The 1,710-nt window shown below is 68.9% G+C and carries 2 protein-coding genes; both read left to right on the top strand.

Going from position 1 to position 1,710, the window contains the following annotated elements; translation table 11 throughout:
• On the top strand, positions 1-810 hold an 810-nt coding region (locus tag AC1VAN_RS20945; protein WP_480986649.1), incomplete at its 5' end, for a D-amino acid dehydrogenase.
• Positions 789-1,710, top strand: a 922-nt coding sequence (gene alr / locus AC1VAN_RS20950) for an alanine racemase (RefSeq protein WP_480986650.1), incomplete at its 3' end; no start/stop codon positions are given. The genes AC1VAN_RS20945 and alr, both read left to right, overlap by 22 nt.

The following is a 1,710-nucleotide window of genomic DNA, read 5'->3' on the forward strand; positions in this document are numbered from 1 at the left end:
GTGCTGGATCGCGCCGGCATCATCAAGGCCGAGCCTGCGCTGGCCCACGTCGATGGCCTGGTGGGTGCGCTGCGCCTGCCGCGCGACCAGACCGGCGATTGCCAGCTGTTCACCCGCCGCCTGGCGCAGATGGCGGCCGAAGCGGGGGTCGAGTTCCGTTACGACCAGGACATCACCGGCGTGGAATCCGACGGCGACCGCATCACCGGCGTGCGCATTGGCGGCAAGCTGGAAACCGCGGACCGCTTCGTGGTCGCACTGGGCAGCTATTCGCCGGGACTGGTCGCGCCGCTGGGCATGCGCCTGCCGGTGTATCCGCTGAAGGGCTATTCGCTGACCCTGCCGATCACCGACCCGGCGATGGCGCCCACCTCGACCATCCTCGATGAGAGCTACAAGGTGGCGGTGACCCGCTTCGACAACCGCATCCGCGTCGGTGGCATGGCCGAGGTGGCCGGTTTCGACCTGTCGCTGTCGCCGCGCCGCCGCGAGACGCTGGAGCTGGTGGTGCGCGACCTGTACCCGAAGGGCGGTGACCTGGCCAAGGCCGAGTTCTGGACCGGCCTGCGCCCGGCCACGCCGGATGGCACGCCGGTGATCGGCGCCACGCCGTTCCGCAACCTGTTCCTCAACACCGGCCACGGCACGCTGGGTTGGACCATGGCCTGCGGCTCGGGCCGCTACCTGGCCGACCTGATGAGCGCGCGCCAGCCGCAGATCAGCACCGAAGGCCTGGATATCTTCCGCTACGGCCAGTATCGCCACGCCCCGCAACATGAGAACCGCACATGCGTCCTGCCCGCGCGCTGATCGACCTGGGCGCACTGCGCAGCAACTATCGCCTGGCCCGTGAACTGGGCGGTGGCAAGGCGCTGGCGATCCTCAAGGCCGATGCCTATGGCCACGGTGCGGTGCGTTGTGCGCAGGCACTGGAAGGCGAGGCCGACGGCTTTGGCATGGCCACCATCGAAGAAGCGCTGGAGCTGCGCCAGGCCGGCATCCGTGCGCCGATCCTGCTGCTGGAAGGCATCTTCGAGCCCAGCGAAATGGCGCTGGTGGCCGAGCATGACCTGTGGTTCTCGGTCGGTTCGCCGTGGCAGCTGGAAGCGCTGGTCGCGTTCGACAGCCCGCGGCCGCTGACGGTGTGGCTGAAGCTGGACAGCGGCATGCACCGGCTGGGCCTGGACGTTCCCGGATTCCGCGCCGCGCACGCGCGTTTGTCTGCACTGCCGCAGGTGGCGCGCATCGTGATGATGACCCACCTGGCACGCGCCGATGAACTGGACAGCGAGCGTACCCGAGAGCAGGCCGCGACCTTCGTCGAGGCCATCGATGGTCTTGAAGGCGAGACCAGCATCTGCAACTCGCCGGCGCTGCTGGGCTGGCCGGACGTGCGCAGTGACTGGGTGCGCCCGGGCCTGATGCTGTACGGCGCCAATCCGCTGCCGGACAACAGTGAACTCACCGCGCGCCTGCGCCCGGTGATGACGATGCAGTCCAAGGTGTTCGCCGAGCGCTGGATCGAAGCCGGCGAGCCGGTCGGCTACGGTGCGCGCTTCGTGGCCAAGGCGCGCACACGCGTGGGCGTGGTCGCACTGGGCTATGCCGACGGTTATCCGCAGTTCGCCCCCAATGGCACGCCGGTGCTGATCGATGGCCAACCCGGTGGGCTGATCGGCCGCGTGTCGATGGACATGCTGACCGTGGACC

The organism is Stenotrophomonas sp. 05L44_2 (genome assembly GCF_056665995.1).